The organism is Henriciella sp. (assembly GCF_049649345.1).
In the GTDB taxonomy this organism is placed as follows: Bacteria; Pseudomonadota; Alphaproteobacteria; order Caulobacterales; family Hyphomonadaceae; genus Henriciella.
In genome coordinates, this window is the sequence record NZ_JBARZC010000396.1 from 1 (window position 1) to 5368 (window position 5368).

The window sequence follows — 5368 nt, forward strand, 5'->3', positions numbered from 1 at the left end:
ATCATGCAGATTGCCTCGCCGACAACACTCTGCAAGCCTGCCAGCGCATGGGCCGTTTCATTCGGCAGGATGACAGAGTCAGGATCGTCCTGGATCGGCGCGAGCGTTCCATCGAAATCGAGAAACAGCGCTGTTTGTGCGTTGAGGCGGGGCAGGTCTGTCATTGTGGAACTCAAGCTTCGTTAACACCGAGATCGCGCAGGAATTTCTGGCGCCACCAGGAAATGTCCTCGCTTGCCACCGTCCGGCGCAGTTTTTCCCAGCGCGTCCGGCGTTCTTCGACCGTCATTTCAAGCGCCTGATTGATTGTTTCGGCGACGCTGAACGTATCGTGTGGATTGACGATAAGCGCATCGGACAATTGCTCTGCTGCGCCGGCAAATTGCGACAGGATGAGAACGCCGGGATCGTCCGGGTCCTGCGCCATCACATATTCCTTGGCGACAAGATTCATGCCGTCCCGCAGCGGTGTGACGAGGCAGACACGGGCGATCCTGTAGAGGCCCGCCAGCACACGCCGGTCGTATGAGCGGGCGAGATAGCGCAGCGGGATCCAGTCAAGGTCGCCATAATCGCCATTGATGCGGCCAGCCAGTTCGTCGAGCTGGATGCGCAGGTCACGGTATTCCTCGACCTTTGAGCGGGACGGCGGCGCAATCTGCGTCACCGACACCTTGCCGCGCGTCGTCGGGAAATGGTCGAACAGCTTGCCGACTGCCTCGAAGCGCTGGGGCAGGCCCTTTGAATAGTCCATGCGGTCGACGCCGAGAACGAGATTGCGCCCGCCGAGGAAGCGGCCGATCCGCGTCGCCGCTGTCTTGGCCGTTTCGCTGGTGGCGGCCTTTGCGAATTTCTCGGCCTCAATGCCAATCGGATAGGCATTGGCGCGAATACGCCGGCCGAACACGCTGACCCAGCCATCGCCTTCATCGGCGGCGTCATAATTCTCAACGAGATAGCGCACGAAATTGGCCCGGTCGGTCTTGGACTGGAACCCCAGCACGCTGAAATCAGCCATGGCGCGGGCAATCTGCTCATGCTCGGGCAGGGCCTGGAACACTTCCGGTGAGGGAAACGGGATGTGCAGGAAAAAGCCGATCGGGCCGGTCCAGCCGCCTTCGCGCAAATAGCCGCCCATCAGCAGAAAGTGGTAATCGTGTACCCAGACGCTGTCGCCATCCTCAAGACGCGGCACGACGAGGTTTGCAATCCGCTTGTTGACCGCGGCATAGGTCTCAAAGTCGGTATTTCCGAAATGGGCCAGGTCGACCCGGTAGTGGAAAACCGGCCAGATCACCCGGTTGGCGTATTGCAGATAGAAGCCATCATGTTCGGCTTCGGTAAAGTCGGTGACGACGAAATCGACGCCTTCATCGGAGAACGTCTCCGGTTCAGCCGCGACCTCATCGACAATATTTCCAGACCAGCCGAACCACATGCCGCCTGTCGAGGTCAGTGATTCCCAGACGGCAACGGCAAGACCGCCTGCGCGTGCGCTTGGATCAGCGGCGGTGCGGTTCGAAATGGCGATCAGTCTTCCCATCGGCCTATTCAGTGCCCCTGTGTGCGATGAGTTTCAACATCCCCGTGAAAATATAAGTTTTTTGCTGTGATTATGCCTAATCAGACAGCAGGTGGGCGATCACGGCCCCGGGCGGCGCGCCGGGTGTTTTGAGAAATAGCGTTCTGCATAAAAAAGTGCAGCCGCGTGGTGGGTTTGTTTCGGCCCGTCGAAGTCATAGGCCAGAAAGTCTGCATAGGGTATAAGGACTGGGTCGATCTCTTCATTCGGGTCAGGGTGCGCGATCCCTACGGGAGTGGCATCAAACCCTATAAAGAAGCTGATCTGGTTGTTCTGGTTCGCCCAATTGGCATAGGCGCATCCCGTGCAGACCAGTGTGCTGCAACGATATCCCGTCTCTTCTTCGAGTTCGCGGGCAGCGGTCATCGAGATGCTCTGATCCTCAGGATCGCATGCGCCGCCAGGCAAACCTAATGTGATGGCTTGCGCCCCATGTCTGTACTCGCGGATTGCAAGAACCTGATTGTCCGCAGTCAGCCCCAGGACACACACCCATTCCGGCGCCTCAATAATATGGAAGGGGTCGATGATCCGCCCCTCAGCCGTCTCGCAGCGGTCTGACCGAATTTTCAGCCACTTGTCTTCATAGCTTGTCCGGCTCGACTTGATGCGCCAGGGCTTCATTCCGGACGATCCGGTTTCAGATGCCGCTTCAGAAAGGCCATCCGGGTGCGCATGAGATGGGTCTGCAGGGCCTGCCCGCGAATGCCATGGCGCTGGCCGGGATAGGTCATCAGCTCGAATGTCCGGCCGTCCTCCTGCATTGCGGCCATCAGACGTGTCGTATTGTCGAAGGTGACATTGTCGTCGGCCATGCCGTGCATCAGAAGGAGCGGCGGCATGTCATGGTTCAGCCGATCCAGATGATAGAACACCGATGATTTTTCATAACCCTCCGGATTGTCCTGAGGCGTGCGCATGTAGCGCTCGGTGTAAAAGGTGTCATAGAGCGACCAGTCCGTTACTGGCGCACCGGCGGCGGCGGCGGCAAACGTGCCTTCTGGTGCCTGCAGGATGGTCATCAGCGCCATGTAGCCGCCATAGGACCAGCCCTGAATGGCGATCCGGTCCGGATCGACAAAGGGCTGCGATTTCAGCCAGTCGACGCCGGCGAGCTGGTCGCGGACTTCCGGCCCGCCGGTCTGCTTGAAGATCACATCCTCGAACCGCTTGCCGCGATTATACGAGCCGCGATTGTCGAGCCGGAAGACGATATAGCCCTGACGGGTGAGATACTGATCCGACTGGCTCCCCCAATCGCGGTCAACCGTCTGGACGTGCGGGCCGCCATAGACCTCGATGATGACGGGGTATTTTTTTGACGGGTCGAAATCGGGCGGGGTCTGTATGGAATAATAGAGGGTCTGGCCGTCTTCGGCTTCCAGCGTGCCATAGTCCGGAACGGTGTGATCCTCGAGATAGGGAAAATAAGGGTGGCTCTCATCCAGCGCGTTTTCCTCAATCCAGGCGATCCGCTCGGCCGAGACATTGAGCAGGGGCAGAGGGACGACTAAGGTCGCGGCTGGGTTGTCATCATAGTCGGGCGTGAAACGCGGCTCGCCTTCCTGAACGCTCACGCGGTAGAGCCCGGTTTGCGGCGGCTGATCAGGGGCAGACGAGGTGGCCACATAAGAGGCACCATCCGGCGCCATCGTCACTGACCAGCTCTTGCCGGGCTGCGTCAGACGCACGGGTGGCGGGCCATCGGCGGACTGATAATTTGCGCAGGCCGGGCACTTGTCATAGCTCTGCGACACGATGCGCTGGGCGTAGAGGTGCTTTTCCAGCGGGGTGTCCATGAAGCCGGTGAAGAAGACGAGATTGTTGTCCCGGTCGATCCCTTCGATGGCAGAGACGGCCCAGTCGCCGCCTGTAACAAGCTCGCTGCTATCGCCATCCGTCGTGAACGTGCTTATGTGGCGAAAGCCGCCGCCATCCTCGCTGGTGAAGACGATCCTGTCTCCAATCGTGGCGAGATCATTCGACAAATTGATCCAGTTGCCGTGGTGTTCGACGGACAGATTGATGGGGTCGGACCAGTCCGGCGCAGCGACACTGCGCCAGCGTTTGATCGACTGGTCGCGGCCCATGAGCTGATAGGTCAGCCGTTCGCCCGTCCAGTTGACGCGGACGAGATACTGATCTGTCGCCGGGCCGAAATCCTCCATTCTCCAGTCGACCTGGCTGGCCTCGCCGGTGTCCATGTCGCGCACGAACAGATCGACAATCGCATTGGGCCGCCCGGCGCGCGGATAGCGCTGCTCGATCACCGTGACTTCCTCGGCGGCGATATCGAAGCGCGGGATGATATCGACCGTGCTTTCATCGACGCGCGTATAGGCGATGTAGCGCTCGTCCGGGCTCCACCAATAGCCCGTATAGCGGCTCATTTCTTCCTGAGCGACAAACTCGGCGACACCGTAGGAAATCGCCTTTTCCGGCTCGGCATCGGGGGTGACCTGGCGTTCCGCGTCGGTGGCAAGATCGATGACGAAGACGGCGCCATCGCGAACGAAGGAAACATAATTGCCGCGCGGGGAGACCTTGGCGTCATATTCGAAAGCGTCCGTCTCGGTGAGCTGGCGCGTCTGCGGCCCGTCCTGACCAAGCGTCACGAGATGAAGATCGCCGCCGAGGGGGACGAGGATCGTATCCGCTGTACCCCAGTCATAATCGACGATGCCCTTTCGGCCGGCGATGCGCTTGCGCTCACGCAGCGCTTTTTCTTCCTCCGACAGCTCGACCTCTTCGGGCTGGAGCAAGGTGGAGTCGACCAGCATGGACTGTTCGCCCGTGACCACATCAAACTGCCAGAGATCATACCGGCTGGAATCACTCTCGCGAGCTTTCAGGAAAGTCACGCGGCTGCCGTCAGGCGAATACTTCACCCCCGCCGGCGAAGGCCCGTTCAGCGACGGGGAGGCATAGAGACGTTCAAGGGTGAATTCGTTTACGGGCAAGTCGGAGGACTCCTGAGCAATAAGATGTCCGGTGCCCACGGTCAGGAACGACCAGAGGGCTGCAAGTTTCAGAACACGAAGCTTCATGCGCATTCCGTAGACGTGCGCCCAATCGCAATCAAGCGGGGCGACTTGCCTGAAGGCAGCGACGCGTGCGGATCCTTACCAGTGACTTTTTGAACCGCCGCCGGCGAGACCCGTCGGCAACTAATCTGCTTGGAACACTCGCCGGATGATAGCGTTCATCCAGTATCGAATAGAAAGAAAGAGAGAGACAGATGAAACGACTACTGACCGCAACAGCAATCGGTGCACTCACAGTCACAGGTGCAATGGCCCAGACTGCCGGCACCGACGAATACGTTCGTGTCCGCGACATCATCGGCGGCGACATCATGACGATGAACGAGGCTGATGACGAATTCGAATGGGAAGCTGATACCTATTACGAAGAAGTCGGCCCCGAGTGGAACGATATTGGTGAGATCGAGGACGTCATCCTCGACCAGAGCGGCATGGTAGTCGGCATCGTGGCAGAAGTCGGCGGTGTTCTCGACCTAGGTGACAAGCACGTCTTCCTGCCGGTTGCAGACATCCGCCTCGTGGCAGATGGTGAAGACGAGTTCGTCTATGTGACCCGCTTTAACGAGGAAGACCTCGAAGAACTCGAGGATATCGACGAGACCTGGTGGAAGTAATCCCCTAAATCGATAAAGTCCTCAGACTGAAGAAACGCTGCCGGAAACCGGCGGCGTTTTTTTTTGCCATCAGTGCGGGCCCAGCGCTTGTGCTGCGAGGCCCAGAGAGCAGGGGAAGGAGGCTAGTC

At 59.2% G+C, this 5368-nt stretch carries 4 protein-coding genes; 1 reads left to right on the forward strand and 3 read right to left on the reverse strand.

Going from position 1 to position 5368, the window contains the following annotated elements; translation table 11 throughout:
- Window positions 1–172 precede the first annotated feature (172 nt).
- From WA989_RS10805 to WA989_RS10815, 3 genes are all read right to left on the reverse strand, one after another.
- On the reverse strand, window positions 173–1543 hold the full coding sequence (locus WA989_RS10805; protein ID WP_424340506.1) for an alpha,alpha-trehalose-phosphate synthase (UDP-forming): 1371 nt from the start codon (window positions 1541–1543) through the stop codon (window positions 173–175).
- Window positions 1544–1642: 99 nt separating this feature from the next.
- Window positions 1643–2206: an NUDIX hydrolase gene (locus WA989_RS10810; protein WP_424340507.1), complete on the reverse strand. Its 564-nt coding sequence runs from the start codon at window positions 2204–2206 to the stop codon at window positions 1643–1645.
- Window positions 2203–4629 (reverse strand): DPP IV N-terminal domain-containing protein, encoded by a 2427-nt coding sequence (locus tag WA989_RS10815; protein ID WP_424340508.1) that lies wholly within the window; start codon window positions 4627–4629, stop codon window positions 2203–2205. Before WA989_RS10815 ends, WA989_RS10810 begins: the two co-directional genes overlap by 4 nt.
- 191 nt (window positions 4630–4820) lie before the next feature.
- Between WA989_RS10815 and WA989_RS10820 the strand changes: the two genes are divergently transcribed.
- Entirely contained in the window at window positions 4821–5240 is a 420-nt protein-coding gene (locus WA989_RS10820) for a PRC-barrel domain-containing protein (protein ID WP_424340509.1), read from the forward strand.
- The last annotated feature ends 128 nt before the right edge of the window (window positions 5241–5368 follow it).